Raw genomic sequence first — 15,673 nt, forward strand, 5'->3', positions numbered from 1 at the left:
CGGATGACCGGTGCCGGAGTACGGATCGACGGGAACACGCTGCGACTGCCGGGCGAGGTGGCGGTGCGGTTCATCCGCACGCTGCGGCTGCCCGAGACGGGCACGCATCCACTCCCGCCCGGGCTGGGCGAGTTCCCCCTCCGGCGGGTCGCCGACTACGCCGACCGGGTGCCCGAGCGGTGGCGGGCGCGCGGCGGTGTGATGCTGCCGATGTACCTGCGCGAGGCGATGTGGCTGAGCTTCTCCGGCACGCGGGAGCCGGCCGCGCTCCAGGTCGGCGTCGGCAAGGTGTGCGCGGTGTCCGGCAAGCCCTTCAGCGCCCGCCTGACCCGGGATCCGCAGAACTACGCGGTATTGCCCCGCCAGCCCTGGCTGGACGGTGTGAACTCCGGCAAGGGGAGCGTCCGGCAGTTCGTCGCCGTGCCGCTGGGGCTCGGCGCGACGGTGGAGGGGCAGGTCACCGGCGAGGAGGTGTGGGGCGGGGTGCAGCTCCAGTCGTTCCCGCTGCGGGCGGACCTGCTCGCCGAGTGGCGGCGCCGTGAGCAGGAGAACGCGGAGGCGCGGCGCAGGTCCCTGGCGGCCGGGCCGTCGGGCGGGTACGGCGCGCCGATGACGATGTCCGCGCCGGGAGCGGCGCCCGCACCCGGTGCTCCCGGGGCCGCGGCCCTGGGCCTCGGCGTCGGCGGTTCGATGCGCCAGGAGGTCTACCGGGACGACCGGCCGCTCACCGACTGGTCCGAGGAGCCCGCGGGCCGCGTGTTCGTCCACCTGGTCACGCCGCCCGACTGGCGGCGCATCACCGGCGAGGCACCCCCGCCGTCACCGGTCGACCGGGCGGCGTACACGAGCGCGGGCCTGCCCTGGTACGACTACTACGACACCGGCGCCGAGGACCTGGCCCCGGCCGGCCCCCTCCAGGACGTCAAACCGGTCGGTGACTGGCTCGGGGACGACCTCGACCCCTGGAAGGCGCCGTCCGCCGGACAGGTGAAGCCGCTGAAGGACGCTCCGGGCAAGCCGGTCGAGGACGGCGAGTGGTAGTTCCCGTTGCATTCGTTGCATTGTGTGCAACACCCGTTGCCGTACTTGCCCTTGACGGCCGCCAGGCGCCAAGGTGGCTGACACGACCGGGGCGAGCGACGACCTGAGGTGCGGCATGGACACGCGGGCGCGGGCGGGCGGCGGGCGCTGGAGCAGGCGCCGGTTCGCCGGAGCCGTGGCGGGCACGGCGGCCGTGGTGGTGGTGCCGTCCCCGGCGGCCCCGGCGCCCGGCTCCCCGCCCCGGGCCGCCGCGTCCCCGGCGGCCACGCCGCCCCGTGACGAGTCCGGCCCGCGCCCGCTGTACGTGGGCACCTACACCTCTGTCGACGGCGGCGGCACCGGCATCGGGCTGGCCTCGTACGACCCGGCGACCGGCCGGATCTCCGGTTCCGGCACGCTCACCGGGGTCGCCGACCCCTCGTATCTCGCCGTGCATCCGGACGGGCGCACGCTGTACGCGGTGGACGAGCGGGACGACGGCGGTGTGACGGCCGTACGCCGTGCGGACCGCCGGATCCTCAGCACCCGGAGCGCGGGCGGCGCGGGCCCCTGCCATCTGTCGGTGCATCCCTCCGGGCGCTGGCTGCTGAGCGCCGATTACGGCTCGGGCTCTGTCGCCGTGCATCCGATCGACGCCTCCGGCGCCCTCGGCGAGCGCACCGATCTGGTCACGCACACCTCCCCGGCTCCCGGGCCGGGTCAACAGGGGCCGCACGCCCACCAGTTCATCACCGCTCCGGACGGCGGCCATGTCCTCGCGGTCGACCTCGGCACCGACACCGTCTACACCTACCGCCTGGACGGGGCGAAGGGCACGCTCACGGAGGTGGCGCAGGCGCACACCCGGCCCGGGGCGGGCCCGCGTCATCTGGCCTTCCATCCCGGCGGGCGGTACGCGTATCTGGCCAACGAGGTGGACGACACGGCGGCCGTCTGCGCCTACGACCCCGCGTCCGGGCGCCTGACGATCGGCGCACCGCAGTCCACGGGCTCGGCCGGCGGCACGACCAACTACCCGGCGCAGTTCGTGGTGACGGCGGACGGCCGGTACGCGTTCCTGGCCAACCGGGGTGACAACAGCCTCGCGCGGTACGCGGTCGAGGCCGGCGGATCCCGGCTGCGGCTGCTCGGCACGGTGCCGGTGGGCGGGGACTTCCCGCGGCAGATCGCTCTCTCGCCGGACGGCGCCCTGCTGTTCGCGGCGAACCAGCGCTCGGGTACGGTCACCGTCTTCCACGTCGACGCCTCGACCGGCGAACTGGCGTCGGCGGGCGAGCCGTTCGCCTCACCCGTCGCCGTCTGCGCGCTGCTGCTGTAGGGCCCGGGGGCAGCCGGCGGCGCCCGCCTGGGCGAGCAGGGCGTGCATGCGCTCGGTGAGCTGGGCGACGTCGTCGGCGGGGGTGTGGAAGGGCAGGCGTACGTCGCCGTGGGCGCGGGTGCGCTCGATGCGCAGGGTCAGTCCGTGCCGGTCGACGGCGAGGGGCAGCACGCGGGTCGCGGTGTGCAGGCTCTCGGGGCGCACGAGGCGGGTGAGGCGCTCGACGGCGTCCGGGTGGGCCTCGGCGAGGTGGGTCAGCAGCCGGGCCTCGGCGGTGGCGAGGGGGTCGGGCCGGGCGGCGGCGAACTCGTCGAGGCCGACGACGACGGCCCCGGAGGACTGCCGCAGCACCACCCGGGTGGGCCGGAACAGCAACTCACCGGCGTCCGCGGCGAACCAGCCGGCGAGGTGGAGCCGGGCCCGGATCCGGCCCCGCACGGGTACGGGGGCGACGTCGGCGAACTCCAGGACGGCGGACGGCTCCTGGCGCGGGGCGCAGACGGCCGCGGTGAGCAGGGCGCTGTCGTCGGGCACCGCGAGCCGCACCGCGCCGTCCTCGGTCACGGTGTGCGCGCCGACGTACTCCTCGCGGGCGCCGTCCGCGGTCACCGCGCACGACCACGCGACGGCGAGCACCGACCGCGCACGCTCCGCCGCGCCGGGTGCGGCCGTCCAGTCCTGCGTGTCACCCATCCCGAACCTCCTTAGGTAAGCCTTGCCTAACCTATCGGAGATCGGGGCGCACGCCAACCACGCCCCGCACCGGACGGCTACGCGATGGCGCCCAGCAGCGCCCGGGCGCACAGATCGCGCACCTGCTCCTGGCTCAACTCCCCTTCGCGCAGCCACTCCAGGCACACGGCCGTGGTGAAGGCGAGCCAGCCGCGCACGGCCAGCCGCACCTGCGGCGAGGTCTCGAGCACGGGCCCGAACTCGGGGTCGGCGGCCAGCGCGGCGAGGATCTGCTTCTCCTGGGCGGCCAGCGCCCGTTGATAGACCCGGCGCACGGCCCGGTCGCCGGCCGCGTCGGCACGGTGGAAGGCGCGGAAGCCATGGGCGTGGGCCCGGACATAGCCGAGGTAGGTGTCGAGGCCGGCACCGAGCTGCTCGCGCACCGGCACGCCCGGGACGGCCGCCGTCATCCGCAGCATCCGCTCGCTCTCGCGCTCCACGACCGCCGCGAAGAAGTCCCGCTTGGTCGGGAAGTAGTGGTACAGCAGCCCGCGGGAGACCCCGGCGATCTCGGCCACCTGCTCGATCCACACCTCGTCGTAGGGGCTCTCCGAGAACAGTCTGGCGCCGACCGACAGCAGCTGCTCACGGCGCTCCCCGGTGCTGAGTCGGCGCCGGGCTCGCTCCCCCTGGTTCGCGGGCATGCCCTCACTTTACTGGACACGGGTTCAACAAGTCTTGACGCCGGTTCGAGGGGCGGATCACACTGGGAGCGGTTATTGAACCCACGTACAACAGGTGCGCGGTACAGGCTCAACGGTCCGCTGGATCAAGGGAGATCGGCGTCATGGCGGAGACGACTCGGATGCCGCAGACCACGCAAACCACCCGGACCGGCCCGCCGAAGGGTTTCCGCAGTGCCGAGCCGGGCTGGCCGGAACTGGACCGCATCCCGCATCCGCCACACCGGGTGCCGCTGCTCGGCGATGTGCTCGGGGTGAACCGGCGCAAGCCCGTACAGGAGTCCATGCGCCTCGCGCGCGAGCTGGGCCCGATCTTCCGGCGCGGGGCGTTCGGCAAGGAGTTCGTGTTCGTCTGGGGAGCGCCGCTCGCCGCCGACCTCGCCGACGAGTCCCGGTTCGCCAAGCACGTCGGGCTCGGGGTGGCCAATCTGCGGCCGGTCGCCGGGGACGGGCTGTTCACCGCCTACAACCACGAGCCCAACTGGCAGCTGGCGCACGACGTCCTGGCGCCCGGCTTCAGCCGGGAGGCCATGGAGGGGTACCACGGGATGATGCTGGCGGTCGCCGAGCGGCTGACCGGCCACTGGGACCGTGAGGCGGCGGCCGGGCGCACGGTGGACGTGCCCGGAGACATGACCAAGCTGACCCTTGAGACGATCGCGCGCACGGGGTTCGGGCACGACTTCGGCTCCTTCGAGCGGGACCGGCCGCACCCCTTCGTCACCGCGATGGTCGGCACCCTCACCTACGCCCAGCGCCTGAACAGCGTGCCCGCACCGCTCGCCCCGCTGATGCTGCGCGCCGCCGCCCGGCGCAACGCGGCCGACATGGCCCACCTCAACCGCACGGTCGACGACCTGGTCGCGGCCCGGCGCCGCTCCGGCCGCGGCGAGGGCGACCTGCTGGACCGGATGCTGGAGACGGCGCATCCGCGGACCGGCGAGAGGCTGTCGGCCGAGAACGTCCGCAGGCAGGTGATCACGTTCCTGGTGGCGGGCCACGAGACCACCTCGGGTGCGCTCTCCTTCGCGCTGTACTACCTCGCCCGGCACCCCGAGGTCGCCGCCCGGGCCCGCGCCGAGGTGGACCGCGTCTGGGGCGACACGGAGCGGCCCGGCTACGACCAGGTCGCCAAGCTGCGCTACGTCCGCCGGGTGCTGGACGAGTCGCTGCGGCTGTGGCCGACCGCACCGGCCTTCGCCCGCGAGGCCGTGCGGGACACGGTGCTCGCCGGCGACCATCCGATGCGCCGGGGCGCGTGGGCGCTGGTCCTGACACCGATGCTGCACCGCGATCCGGACGTGTGGGGCGAGGACGCCGAGCGGTTCGACCCGGACCGCTTCGACGCGGGAGCCGTAAGGGCCCGCCCGCCGCACACCTTCAAGCCGTTCGGGACCGGGGCGCGGGCCTGCATCGGCCGCCAGTTCGCCCTGCACGAGGCGACTTTGGTCCTCGGCCTGCTGCTGCGCCGCTACGACCTGAAGCCCGACCCCGCCTACCGGCTGAGGGTCACTGAGCGGCTGACACTGATGCCGGAGGGACTGAGGCTGGGGCTGGAAAAGCACCCCGAAGGGGCGCGGGGTGCTGCGCGGGCGACCAGGACGGCGCAGCAGCCGGACGACGACACATCGCGGCACTCACCCCTTGGCTGCCCAGTGCACCGGCCGGCTGACTGACCGCGGCAGCCGGGTACCGGCGCTGCCCCGCGCGGCGTTGAGCTGCGGCTGGGTGAGGAAGAACGCGCCGGTGAGGTCCGCGTCGCTCAGGTCGGCGTCACGCAGGTCCGCGCCGATCATGTCCGCGTCGCGCAGATCCGCGCCGGTGAGGTCGGCGGCGATGAGATACGCGCCGCGCAGGCTCGCCCAGCGCAGATCGGCACCGCGCAGCCGGGCCCCGATGAGATCCGCGCCCCGCCGGTCCTTCCCGCCCCCCTTTCCCTTCTTGCCACCCTTGTTGCCCTTGCCCCCCTTGCCGCCGTTGCCGCCGTTGCTCTCGGCGACGCCGGCCCGGGCCAGTTCGCTGGTGCGCAGCAGGAGGACGTTGACCTGCTGCCGGTGCGCGGCCACGTCCAGCGCGGCCAGTTCCGCGGGGCTCTGCCGGGTCAGTAGCCCGGTCTCCTCCAGCGCGCGCCGCAGCTCGGCGTGGACCGGCCGGGCGGCGGGCAGGCCGAGCGCCTCGGTCAGGTACCACAGCAGCTCGTGCAGCTGCCGTACGACCGGGAACACCTCGGACATCCGCCGGGCGTGATCCTTGGACCCGGTCCGCCAGTCCTGCCCGCCGAAGGTGAGCTGCGAGACCTTCTGGCCGGCACCGAAGCAGTCGTAGACCGTGCAGCCGGTGAAGCCCTTCGTCCGCAGATCCGCGTGGATCCCGCAGCGGTGGTCGCCCCTCAGGTTCGGACAGGGCTTGCCGGCGGGCTTGTTCAGCGCGAAGTCGGCGGACGCGGCGAAGGGCAGGGCGACACAGCACAGCCCGAAGCACTGGGCGCAGTCGCCGCGCAGGTCGGAGAGGTCGGCTATCTGTTCCGGCATGGCCGCCAGCCTACTGACCTGCGACAGCGCCCGGGAATGAGGAGGGCACGGGGCGGCCGCGGCGGGCGGCGGTGGTCCGCGTGGTCAGGAGGTCCCGGGCGTGCGTCTCGGCGTCCTGACCGGTCGACGCCTCGATGCGGGTGCGGTGTCTGCGCGCAGCCGCCTCACACCTCGTCCCGGGTGAGCGCCAGCAGCCGGTCCAGTACCCGCGGAGCACCGGCGCGCAGCCCGTCGTGCTCGAACTCGTCGGTGACCCAGGTACGCAGACCGCGGACGGCACGCGCGGTCTCCAGGGCGTGAGCGGTGTCGACGTACATGTCGTCGTGGTAGACCGCCGCGGCGACCGGCACCTCGTTGGCGGCGAGGCGGGCGGGTTCGTACAGCGGTTCCCAGTCGGTGCGGGCGGCGAGCAGTGCGGCCGTGTCGCGCAGGGGGCGCAGGGCGGGGTCGGTGTCGAACATCCAGGGGTGGACCGTCTCACCGGTGAAGAGCACCGGGGTGTCACCCGCGAGCGCCTTCGCCGCGTCGAACTGCGGGAACTCGGCGCGGATCCGCTCGGCGGCCCAGGCGGTGGGGCGGGCGCCCTGGCCGTAGATCGACTCGTGGACGAGCGCGTACAGCGGGTACTGGGCGTGCGACAGCAGGCTCTGGGCCTGCTCCTGGAAGGCGTCCGACAGCTCCTGGCCGGCCGGGGTGCGCACGAAGGCGTCCTCCAGGAGGTGGTGCAGCCGATGGCTGCCGTCGCTCGCGCCGAGCATCCGGCCGAGGGACTGGAAGGCCTCGGCGGTGAACCGGTAGCCGTTCGGGAGGACCACGTCGTGGGACAGCAGGTGGTCGGCGATCCGGCGGGCCCGGTCCACGTCCTGGGGGTAGCGGGCGTAGTGCGCGGTGACCTTGCGTTCGATGCGCGGGTAGGCGGCGCGGTAGACGTCGTCGGCGTGGGCGTGCAGGGAGGGCAGGCCTCCGGTGATCACGGCGGTGGCGAGGCCCTCGGGGGCGAGGGAGAGGTACGAGACCGTGCAGAAGCCGCCGAAGCTCTGGCCGAGTACGGTCCAGGGGGCGCCGCCGGTGACCTCGGGGCGGATGGCCTCGCAGTCCCGGACGATGGAGTCGGCGCGGAAGCGGGCGAGGTAGGCGGCCTGCTCGGCGGGGCCGCCGCGCAGCGGGAGGGTCTGCCGGGTGGCGGGCGTGGAGCTGCCGGTGCCGCGCTGGTCGAGCAGCAGCACGCGGTACTCCTTCAGCGCCCGGTCGAGCCAGGACTGACGCCCGACGAAACGATTCGCCCCGAAGCCGGGGCCGCCCTGGAGATACAGCAGCCAGGGCAGGTCCTGCCGCGCCTTGTCGCTCGCGACCACCTCGCGGGCGTACAGCTCGATGGTCTCGCCGCCCGGGTCGGCGTGGTCGAGGGGCACGGTGAAGCGGCGGTCGGTGAGGACGGCACCAGGCTGGCGGTAGCTGAGGCTCAACGGGGCTCCCGGGGCGGACGGGTCGGATGTGACCCAGTTCAGCACATGAGCGGCCGTCGGCCGACCCCGGGGATCATGGTTTTTTACTGAACTTCCGGTCAGCGTGCGGCAAGGCTGGAGCGGCGCACCACCAGCTCCGGCTGGAGCACCACCCGGCGGTGCTCGTGCGTCTGCCCGCCCTCGCCCTGCTCGGTCTCCTCGAGGAGCAGTTCGGCGGCGAGCGCGCCCATGGTGACGGCCGGCTGCCGTACGGAGGTGAGCGGTACGGCGGCCGCCGCCGCGAACTCGATGTCGTCGTAGCCGACGATCGCCAGGTCGTCCGGGACTCTCACGCCCGCCGCGTACATGGCCTGCAGGACGCCGAGGGCGAGCAGGTCGTTGGCGCAGAACACGGCGGTGGGGCGGTCGGCGAGGCCCAGCAGGCGGGCGCCCGCGTCCCGGCCTGCGGCGACGTCGAGGCGCTCGGTGGGCAGCTCGCGCAGCACGTCCGGCCCGAGCCCCGCCTCGGCGAGCGCGTTCAGCGCGCCGGTACGGCGGTCGCGGACCTGGTTGAGGCCGGGCGGTCCGCTGACGTAGGCGATCGAGCGGTGGCCCGCGTCCGCCAGGTGGCGCACCGCGAGGGCGCCGCCGGCGACGTCGTCCACGGAGACGGAGCACTCGGTGGTGCCCTCGGCGACCCTGTCGACCAGGACGAACGGAATGCCGTGCCGGCGGAAGGTCTCGATGTTGCGGCCGGTGGCGTCGGCCGGGGTCAGCAGCACGCCGCGCACCCGCTGCTCGGCGAACAGGGACAGGTACTCGGCCTCCTCGGCGGCGTTCTGCGCGCTGTTGCAGACCATCACGCCGAGCCCCGCCTCCCGGGCGGCCCGCTCGGCGCCGCGCGCCACGTCCACGAAGAAGGGGTTGCCCATGTCGAGCACGAGCAGGCCCATGATCCGGCTGCGGCCCGCCCGCAGCTGGCGCGCGGACTCGCTGCGGACGTAGCCGAGCCGGTCGATCGCGGACTGCACCCGGGCTCGGGTCTCACTGGCGACGGTGTCCGGGCGGTTGATGACGTTCGACACCGTGCCCACCGACACTCCGGCGGCGCGGGCGACGTCCTTGATACCCACCGACTGGGTCATCGGGCGAGGACCTCCAGGGACGAGAACGGGACGGCGGGCGGTCCTTCACAGTACCGTCATGCCGGCAGGGCGAAGTCGGCCACGTACAGGGGCGAGGGCGTCGTACCGGTGGACTTCTCCTGGTACATGAACGACAGGACGCCGTCCGAGCGGGCCCGCGTCCCGTCGATCACCACCTCGCCGAAGGCGTTCAGGCCGCCGCCGTCGTACAGGAGTGTCCAGTCGGTGTGGCCGGAGGCCTTCGAGGCGGCGGCGACACGGCCGAACGGAAGGACCGCGTAGGCGTTGTCGTACCGGTCGAGGACGAGCCCGGTGCGCTGGCTGGAGTTCAGCGGGACGGGGATCTCGGTCTTGTGCCAGCTGCCGGAGGCGTTCTTGCGCAGGTGGAAGGCGCGTCCGTGGGCGACGCGGTCGGCGGCGTAGTCGGTGGTGCACTGCCCGAAGCGGCCCGGTACGTAGCTGATGATCGCGTGCGGCAGGCCGGCGGAGTCGGTGGCCTGGCTCTCCTGGTTCATCAGCGCGTGGCCGGGTCCGAGCCGGTCCACGACCAGGCCGGGGCCGGTGACGGCGACGGTGTCCCGGCCGCCGGTGGTGCCGACGACCGCACCGGCGTCGTTGCGCCAGGTCCGGCCGCGGTCGTCGGAACGGACGTACCCCGTGTCGTGATTGGTCAGAGCGCCACCGCCGCACATGACGGCGGCGTTCTGCTCGCGCCAGGTGAACAGGGCGTGCAGCCGGCCGTGGACGTCGTAGTCGATGCCGTGCAGATACATGTTCCGGGCGGTGCTGGAGCCGTGCGCGCTGGTGTAGGTACCGGTGGAGCCGGTCCACTCCCCCAGCGCGGTCCAGCCCGAACGGCCGTACTCGGCAAGGGCGTTGCGGCCGTCACCGGAGATGCCGGCGCGGTAGCAGAGCTGGAGCCCGCCCTCGGGTGTCGCGATGAACTGCGGATAGGTGAACCGCGCGGTGAGGGCGAGTCCGTCGAGGCTGGTCCGTACGGGGCCGAAGACGGACGGCGTCCAGGGCATGGCCGCGGGGCGGTCGAGCAGCCCGGCGACGGACTTCACGTAGCTGAAACCGTCGCTGTGCGCGTCCATGACCACGTGCAGCCGGCCGTCGGCCCGCGAGAAGCCCATGGAGATCACGTTGTGCGAGTCGTCGCTCTTGAGCCGGTGCCCGAGGGCGAGGGCGGACCAGTGGCCGGTGCCCGGTGTGCGGCGTGCGACGGTCGCGCTGCGGTCGGCGGAGTACCAGGCCGCGTACTGCCGGCCCCCGTAGGTGAACAGGCCGTTCTTCTGGAAGGAGTTGTTGTTGACGAGGCCGTCGTACGACACGAAGTACAGGGCCCGGGGGTCCAGGAGGGTGCGGCCGAGGGGGGTGATCCGGGGCGCCGCGGGCCTGCTTGCGGCGGCGGTCATGACAGGTGGAACACCTCCGTCAGCGGCTTCATCGCCGCGTCGGGCCGGGCGCCGTCCAGCGACTCGAAGAACGGCGCCATGTCCGCCTGCCAGCGGGCGTTGACGCCGGTGGCCGCCATGCCGGCCCGGGCGGCGGCGAAGTCCTCCGTCTCCAGGTAGCCGACGAGCAGGCCGTCCTCGCGCAGGAACAGCGAGTAGTTGCGCCAGCCGGTCGCCCTCAGGGCGTCGAGCATCTCCGGCCAGACGGCGGCATGCCGCTCCCGGTACTCGTCGAGCCGGTCCGCCCGGACCTTCAGCAGGAAGCACACACGCTGCATCAACAGCCCTCCCTCCGCTAGAAGTTGAACTGGTCGACGTTCTTCGCGTCGAACACGGTCGGCTTGCCCAGGTTGATCACGCCGTCCTCGCCGATCGTGTACGTCGTCCCGTCCGCCTGGAAGGTCTCGCCCGCCTTGCCGGTGATCTGCCCCGAGGCCAGCGCGACCGTGGTCCGCGCGGCCAGGTCCCCGAGCCTCGCCGGGTCCCACAGCTCGAAGGCGTCGACGGTGCCGTTCTTGACGTACGTGCGCATGTCGTTCGGCGTACCGAGACCGGTCAGCTTGACCTTGCCCTTGTACTTGGAACCGGACAGGTACTGGGCGGCGGCCTTGATGCCGACGGTGGTCGGGGAGATGATCCCCTTCAGGTCCGGGTGCTCCTGGAGCAGGCCCTGGGTCTGCTGGAAGGACTGCTGGGCGTCGTCGTTCCCGTAGGCGATCTTGACGAGCTTGACGTTCTTGTACTTGGGGTCCTTCAGCTCGTCCTTCATGTACCCGATCCAGGTGTTCTGGTTGGTCGCGGTCTGCGCGGCCGACAGGATCGCGATCTCGCCCTTGTACCCGATCTGCTGCGCGAGCAACCGCACCTCGGTACGGCCCAGGTCCTCCGCGGACGCCTGCGAGACGAAGGCGTTGCGGCAGCCGGGACTGGTGTCGGAGTCGTAGGTGACGACCTTGATGCCGTTCTTCATCGCCTGCTTCAGCGCGGTGCACAGCGCCCCCGGGTCCTGCGCGGACACGGCGATCCCGTTCACCTGCTGCTGGGTGAGCGTATTGACGTAACTCACCTGGCCCGCGGTGTCGGTGGCGCTGGAGGGGCCCACCTCCTTGTACTTCGACCCGAGTTCGGTGAGCGCCTTCTCGCCGCCCTGGTCGGCGGTGGTGAAGTAGGGGTTGTTCACCTGCTTGGGCAGAAAGCCGACCGTGAGCCCCTTCTTGGTGGCGGCGTGCGGATCGGCCTTGCCGGCGGTGGCGGCCGAGTTGTTGTCGCTGCTGTCGTTCTTGACGTCGTTCTTGGTGGTGCCGCCGCAGGCGGTGAGGGCGAGCGCGAGGGAGGTGCCGGCGGCGAGGGCGGCACAGGCACGGCGGAGGGATGGCTTGCGCATGGCGGAGGGTCCTTTGCGAAGGAGGTGACGGGCTACGAGGCCGGAGCCGAGGCAGGCGTTCGACGGAGAGCACCAGTTGCGTGCCGGCTCGGGGTGACGGGCTACGAGGCCGGAGCCGAGGCGGCGGTGCGGCGCGCCCTCACGGCGGAGATCTGACGTGCGACCCGGGGGCCGAGCACGGAGACGACCAGCAGCACACCGGTGACGACGATCTGGGACTGCGCGGAGACGTTCAGCAGACTCATCACGTTCTGCAGCGCACCCAGCAGGAACACCCCGGCGATCGCACCGCCCAGTGTCCCCTTGCCGCCGTCGAAGTCGATCCCGCCGAGCAGCACGGCGGCCACGACGGAGAGTTCGAGTCCGGTGGCGTTGTCGTACCGGGCGCTGGCGTAGTGCAGCGCCCAGAAGACACCGGTGAGCGCCGACATGAACCCGGTGACGACGAACAGGATCAGCTTGGTCCGCTTCACCCGGATCCCGGCGAAGCGCGCCGCTTCCTCGTTCGCGCCGACGGCGAACAGCGACCGGCCGAACGGGGTGGCGTGCAGGACGACCACGGCGACGGCGAACAGCACCAGGAAGGGCCAGAACGCCTGCGGCAGGAAGGTGTTGCCGAGCCGGCCGGAGGCGAAGTCCAGGTACTGGGAGGGGAAGTCGGTGACCGCGTCGGAGCCGAGCACGATCTGGGCGACGCCCCGGTAGGCGGCGAGGGTGCCGATGGTGACGGCGAGGGACGGCAGGCCGAGCCGGGTGACGAGCAGGCCGTTGACCAGCCCGCACACCACGCCGAGCAGCAGGCACAGCGGGATGATCGTCTCGATGGCCATGCCCTCGTTCCAGAGCTTGCCCATCACCGCCCCGGACAGCCCGGCCGTGGACGCCACCGACAGGTCGATCTCGCCGCAGACCACGAGCAGGGTCATCGGCAGCGCGATCAGCGCGATCGGCAGGGTGTTGCCGATCAGGAACGACAGGTTCAGCGCGTTTGCGAAACCGTCCACGCAGCCGGACGACAGCAGCAACAGGACGACGAGCAGTGCGCCGACGACCGTGTCCCAGCGGACGGCGCGGGTCAGTGACTCAGGCACCGGCGTTCTCCTTCGGCAGGGCGGTCTTGTGCCGGTCCGGCTTCTTCTTCAGGGCGGCGGCCACGCGTACCGCGACGATCCGGTCGACGGCGATCGCGAGGAGCAGCAGGACGCCGTTGATGGCGAGCACCCACACGGAGCTGACGCCGAGCGCGGGCAGCACGCTGTTGACGGAGGTGAGCAGGAGGGCGCCGAGGGCCGCGCCGTAGACGCTGCCCGAGCCGCCGGTGAAGACGACACCGCCGACCACGACCGCGCTGACGACGGTGAGTTCGTAGCCGTTTCCGGTGCCGGAGTCGACGTTGCCGAACCGGGCCAGGTACATGGCCCCGGCGAGTCCGGCGAGCGCACCGCAGAAGGTGTAGGCGGCCAGGATCCGCCTGCGCACCGGGATGCCGGCCAGCCGGGCGGCCTCGGGGTTGGAGCCGAGGGCGTACAACTCCCGTCCGCCGCCGAAGTGTTTGAGGTAGTAGGCGGTGGCGACGAGGACCACGAGGGCGATGACGGCGAGCCAGGGGATCGCCAGGACGCCGCCGGAGCCGAAGTCGACGAATCCGCCGGGCAGGCCGGCCGCCGTGATCTGGCGGGAGCCGACCCAGATGGAGTCGACGCCGCGGATGATGTACAGGGTGCCGAGCGTGACGACCAGTGCGGGCACCTGGCCGAGGCTGACCAGCAGCCCGTTGAGCAGCCCGAGGCCGATGCCGAGCAGCACCGCGAGGAGGATCGCGACGACGGCGTTCCCGCCGCCCTGGAGGTAGGTGCCGGCGGCGAAGGCGGTGATGCCCAGGGTGGAGCCGACGGACAGATCGACGTTTCGGGTGATGACGACGAGGGACTGGCCGGTGGCGACCAGCACCAGGATCGTGGCGTTCAGCAGCAGGTCCTTGATGCCCTGCTGGGACAGGAACTGGCTGTTGCCGGCCTGGGTGAGCGCGATCATCACCAGGAAGACGACGAGGATGGCGAGTTCGCGCATCCTGAAGACGCGGTCGACCAGCCTGGTCCCGCCGGACCGGCGGTCCTCGGCGACGGGGGTCCGGTCAGGAGTGGTGACCGTCATGCGGCCCTCCCGGTGGCTGCGGCCATCACGGTCTCCTCGGTGGCTTCGGCGCGGGGGATCTCGGCGGTGATCCGGCCCTCGTGCATCACCAGCACCCGGTCGGCCATGCCGAGGATCTCGGGCAGGTCCGAGGAGATCATCAGCACCGCCACCCCGTCGGCGGCGAGCTGGGACAGCAGCCGGTGCACCTCCGCCTTGGTGCCGACGTCGATCCCGCGCGTCGGCTCGTCCACGATGAGCACCTTCGGGCCGGTGGACAGCCATTTGGCGAGGACGACCTTCTGCTGGTTGCCGCCCGAGAGGGTGGCGACGGCGTCGGCGATCCGGGCGTACTTCACCTGGAGCTTCACCGCCCAGTCCAGGGACCGGCTGCGTTCGGCGCCCCGGTCCACCAGCCCGGCCTTCACGGTCGTACGCAGCCCGGTCAGGGCGATGTTCCGCTCGATGGACATGTCCATCACCAGGCCTTGGGCGCGGCGGTCCTCGGGGACGAGGGCCAGGCCCGCGGCCATCGCCGTGGAGGGCGCGCCGCCGGTGAGCCGGCACCCGTCGATCTCGACCTCGCCCGCGTCCCACCGGTCGACGCCGAACACGGCGCGGGCCACCTCGCTGCGGCCGGCGCCCACCAGCCCGGCAAGACCGACGATCTCACCGCGCCGCACCTCGAAGGAGACGTCGGTGAAGACGCCCTCGCGGGTCAGCCTCCGTACGCTGAGCGCGACTTGGCCGGGCCTCACCTCCTGCTTGGGGTACAGCTCGTCCAGGTCGCGGCCGACCATCCGGCGGACCAGGTCGTCCTCGGTCATGCCCTCGAGGAGCTCGCCGGCGATCCGGGCGCCGTCCCGCAGGGTGGTCACCCGGTGGCAGATCCGGAAGATCTCCTCCAGGCGGTGGGAGATGAACAGCACGGCGGCGCCCTGCTCGCTCAGGGTGCGCACGACCCCGAAGAGCCGGGCGACCTCGCTGCCGGTCAGGGCGGCCGTCGGCTCGTCCATGATCAGGACCCGGGCGTCGAAGGAGAGGGCCTTGGCGATCTCCACGATCTGCTGGTCGGCGATCGACAGCCCCCGGGCGGGCCGGGCGGGGTCGAGGTCGACGCCGAGCCGTTTCATCAGGGCGACCGTGGCCGCGCGGGTGGCCTTGTGGTCGATGCGGCCGAGGGCCCGCCGGGGCTGGCGGCCCATGTAGATGTTCTCGGCGATGGACAGGTCGGGAAAGAGCGTGGGCTCCTGGTAGATGACGGCGATCCCGGCGTCGCGGGCGTCGCCGGGGCCGTGGAAGACGACGGGCCCGCCGTCGAGCAGTACCTGGCCGGTGTCCGGCCGGTGCACCCCGGCGAGGGTCTTGATCAGCGTCGACTTGCCCGCGCCGTTCTCGCCGGCAAGGGCATGCACCTCGCCGGGCAGCAGCTCCAGGGAGACGTCCCTGAGAGCGCGTACGGCACCGAAGGACTTGGAGACGCCCTTCAGCGCCAGCACCGGCGCCTGTCCCGTGTCGGGCGGGTGGGTCATGTCAGGCTCCTCGACGACACCGGCGGAACGGCCGCGAGGCCGCCACGGCGCCGTGAAAGGTTTCAACTGGATTGCCGGGACCGTAGACACCGCAGCCATGGCACGTCAATGGGTCCGTATCGAAAAAGTTTCGATAGCTCAAGGTCACAGCGGGATCACGGAAAGCCGGGTCGGTCGGAGTGGTTGACACCCCCGCGAAGGGCCCTTAGCTTGCGGTTCCTGAATCGTTTCACATCGTTTCTCGTCGTTTCACATCGGTTCTCGTCGTATCC

The 15,673-nt window shown here is 72.3% G+C and carries 14 protein-coding genes; 3 read left to right on the plus strand and 11 right to left on the minus strand.

Going from position 1 to position 15,673, the window contains the following annotated elements; genetic code table 11:
• The first annotated feature begins 3 nt into the window (after window positions 1–3).
• A complete protein-coding gene (locus tag A6P39_RS07330; protein WP_067044257.1) occupies window positions 4–1,041 on the plus strand; it encodes a hypothetical protein in 1,038 nt (345 codons plus the stop codon).
• A 115-nt stretch (window positions 1,042–1,156) separates the two neighbouring features.
• Window positions 1,157–2,359 (plus strand): lactonase family protein, encoded by a 1,203-nt coding sequence (locus tag A6P39_RS07335; protein WP_199840769.1) that lies wholly within the window; start codon window positions 1,157–1,159, stop codon window positions 2,357–2,359.
• On the opposite strand, the gene A6P39_RS07340 is transcribed toward A6P39_RS07335, so the two are convergent.
• Both A6P39_RS07340 and A6P39_RS07345 read right to left on the minus strand, forming a co-directional pair.
• A complete protein-coding gene (locus A6P39_RS07340; protein ID WP_067044260.1) occupies window positions 2,327–3,052 on the minus strand; it encodes a DUF2470 domain-containing protein in 726 nt (241 codons plus the stop codon). The two genes, A6P39_RS07335 and A6P39_RS07340, sit on opposite strands and share 33 nt — an antisense overlap.
• 77 nt (window positions 3,053–3,129) lie before the next feature.
• Window positions 3,130–3,735: a TetR/AcrR family transcriptional regulator gene (locus tag A6P39_RS07345; protein ID WP_067044263.1), complete on the minus strand. Its 606-nt coding sequence runs from the start codon at window positions 3,733–3,735 to the stop codon at window positions 3,130–3,132.
• 143 nt (window positions 3,736–3,878) lie between these two features.
• On the opposite strand from A6P39_RS07345, the gene A6P39_RS07350 reads away from it, so the two are divergent.
• Window positions 3,879–5,450, plus strand: a complete 1,572-nt coding sequence (locus tag A6P39_RS07350; RefSeq protein ID WP_107304315.1) for a cytochrome P450 — start codon at window positions 3,879–3,881, stop codon at window positions 5,448–5,450.
• Here the strand turns inward: A6P39_RS07350 and A6P39_RS07355 are convergent.
• The 9 genes from A6P39_RS07355 to A6P39_RS07395 all read right to left on the minus strand — a co-directional run bounded on the left by A6P39_RS07355 (window position 5,412) and on the right by A6P39_RS07395 (window position 15,401).
• Entirely contained in the window at window positions 5,412–6,305 is an 894-nt protein-coding gene (locus A6P39_RS07355; RefSeq protein WP_067044266.1) for a pentapeptide repeat-containing protein, read from the minus strand. The two genes, A6P39_RS07350 and A6P39_RS07355, sit on opposite strands and share 39 nt — an antisense overlap.
• Before the next feature lie 164 nt (window positions 6,306–6,469).
• Window positions 6,470–7,771, minus strand: a complete 1,302-nt coding sequence (locus A6P39_RS07360; RefSeq protein ID WP_067044327.1) for an alpha/beta fold hydrolase — start codon at window positions 7,769–7,771, stop codon at window positions 6,470–6,472.
• A gap of 98 nt (window positions 7,772–7,869) precedes the next feature.
• Window positions 7,870–8,895, minus strand: a complete 1,026-nt coding sequence (locus tag A6P39_RS07365; RefSeq protein WP_067044269.1) for a LacI family DNA-binding transcriptional regulator — start codon at window positions 8,893–8,895, stop codon at window positions 7,870–7,872.
• A 56-nt stretch (window positions 8,896–8,951) separates the two neighbouring features.
• Window positions 8,952–10,313, minus strand: coding sequence for a BNR repeat-containing protein (locus A6P39_RS07370; RefSeq protein ID WP_067044272.1), 1,362 nt, complete (start codon window positions 10,311–10,313; stop codon window positions 8,952–8,954).
• Window positions 10,310–10,630, minus strand: a complete 321-nt coding sequence (locus A6P39_RS07375) for an L-rhamnose mutarotase (RefSeq protein WP_275883825.1) — start codon at window positions 10,628–10,630, stop codon at window positions 10,310–10,312. Before A6P39_RS07375 ends, A6P39_RS07370 begins: the two co-directional genes overlap by 4 nt.
• 17 nt (window positions 10,631–10,647) lie before the next feature.
• Window positions 10,648–11,736 (minus strand): rhamnose ABC transporter substrate-binding protein, encoded by a 1,089-nt coding sequence (gene rhaS / locus A6P39_RS07380; protein ID WP_067044425.1) that lies wholly within the window; start codon window positions 11,734–11,736, stop codon window positions 10,648–10,650.
• Window positions 11,737–11,837: 101 nt separating this feature from the next.
• On the minus strand, window positions 11,838–12,827 hold the full coding sequence (locus tag A6P39_RS07385; protein WP_067044424.1) for an ABC transporter permease: 990 nt from the start codon (window positions 12,825–12,827) through the stop codon (window positions 11,838–11,840).
• On the minus strand, window positions 12,820–13,890 hold the full coding sequence (locus tag A6P39_RS07390) for an ABC transporter permease (RefSeq protein WP_067044418.1): 1,071 nt from the start codon (window positions 13,888–13,890) through the stop codon (window positions 12,820–12,822). Before A6P39_RS07390 ends, A6P39_RS07385 begins: the two co-directional genes overlap by 8 nt.
• Window positions 13,887–15,401 carry a sugar ABC transporter ATP-binding protein gene (locus A6P39_RS07395; RefSeq protein WP_067044416.1) on the minus strand — a complete coding sequence of 505 codons (1,515 nt, stop codon included), beginning with the start codon at window positions 15,399–15,401 and terminating at the stop codon, window positions 13,887–13,889. The genes A6P39_RS07390 and A6P39_RS07395 overlap by 4 nt, the downstream gene beginning before the upstream one ends.
• Window positions 15,402–15,673: the final 272 nt, after the last annotated feature.

Origin of the sequence: Streptomyces sp. FXJ1.172 (assembly GCF_001636945.3) — a bacterium.
Lineage (GTDB): Bacteria > Actinomycetota > Actinomycetes > Streptomycetales > Streptomycetaceae > Streptomyces.

Excerpts from the sequence above, each read along its gene's own strand:
- A6P39_RS07345 (WP_067044263.1), bottom strand. The coding sequence starts at position 3,735 with ATGCCCGCGAACCAGGGGGAGCGAGCCCGGCGCCGACTCAGCACCGGG.
- A6P39_RS07355 (WP_067044266.1), bottom strand. The coding sequence starts at position 6,305 with ATGCCGGAACAGATAGCCGACCTCTCCGACCTGCGCGGCGACTGCGCC.
- A6P39_RS07375 (WP_275883825.1), bottom strand. The coding sequence starts at position 10,630 with ATGCAGCGTGTGTGCTTCCTGCTGAAGGTCCGGGCGGACCGGCTCGAC.
- A6P39_RS07335 (WP_199840769.1), top strand. The coding sequence starts at position 1,157 with ATGGACACGCGGGCGCGGGCGGGCGGCGGGCGCTGGAGCAGGCGCCGG.
- A6P39_RS07340 (WP_067044260.1), bottom strand. The coding sequence starts at position 3,052 with ATGGGTGACACGCAGGACTGGACGGCCGCACCCGGCGCGGCGGAGCGT.
- A6P39_RS07390 (WP_067044418.1), bottom strand. The coding sequence starts at position 13,890 with ATGACGGTCACCACTCCTGACCGGACCCCCGTCGCCGAGGACCGCCGG.
- A6P39_RS07370 (WP_067044272.1), bottom strand. The coding sequence starts at position 10,313 with ATGACCGCCGCCGCAAGCAGGCCCGCGGCGCCCCGGATCACCCCCCTC.
- A6P39_RS07330 (WP_067044257.1), top strand. The coding sequence starts at position 4 with ATGACCGGTGCCGGAGTACGGATCGACGGGAACACGCTGCGACTGCCG.
- A6P39_RS07350 (WP_107304315.1), top strand. The coding sequence starts at position 3,879 with ATGGCGGAGACGACTCGGATGCCGCAGACCACGCAAACCACCCGGACC.
- A6P39_RS07395 (WP_067044416.1), bottom strand. The coding sequence starts at position 15,401 with ATGACCCACCCGCCCGACACGGGACAGGCGCCGGTGCTGGCGCTGAAG.
- rhaS (WP_067044425.1), bottom strand. The coding sequence starts at position 11,736 with ATGCGCAAGCCATCCCTCCGCCGTGCCTGTGCCGCCCTCGCCGCCGGC.
- A6P39_RS07365 (WP_067044269.1), bottom strand. The coding sequence starts at position 8,895 with ATGACCCAGTCGGTGGGTATCAAGGACGTCGCCCGCGCCGCCGGAGTG.